This is a genomic window from Shewanella sp. MMG014, from assembly GCF_018100775.1.
GTDB lineage: Bacteria > Pseudomonadota > Gammaproteobacteria > Enterobacterales > Shewanellaceae > Shewanella > Shewanella japonica.
The window spans coordinates 1-322 of record NZ_JAGJDZ010000045.1; the positions used below are offsets into that span (position 1 = coordinate 1).

A 322-nucleotide genomic window follows, 5' to 3' on the forward strand; every position below is an offset into this window, starting at 1 on the left:
CCGACAGATCCTCAATCAGGACAACCATCTGGCCAACGTGTTCACAAGCCATTTAAGTTCACTGTTGCGTTAAATAAAGCCGTGCCTTTGATGTACAACGCATTGGCATCAGGTGAAAAAATCACTGAAGTTGAACTGAAATGGTACCGCACTTCAGTTGAAGGTAAGCAGGAGCATTACTTCAGCACTAAGTTGGAAGGCGCTACGATCATCGATATTCAGTGCCACATGCCGCACTGTCAAGATCCTAATAAGTCTGACTTTACTCAACTGATTACTGTCTCTATGGCCTACCGTAAAATCGACTGGGACCATACTGGGA

At 45.0% G+C, this 322-nt stretch carries 1 protein-coding gene; it reads left to right on the forward strand.

What is annotated here, in order from left to right; genetic code table 11:
* The coding region (tssD, locus tag J8L86_RS21055) for a type VI secretion system tube protein TssD (RefSeq protein ID WP_211031458.1) at positions 1–322 on the forward strand (322 nt) is incomplete at both ends.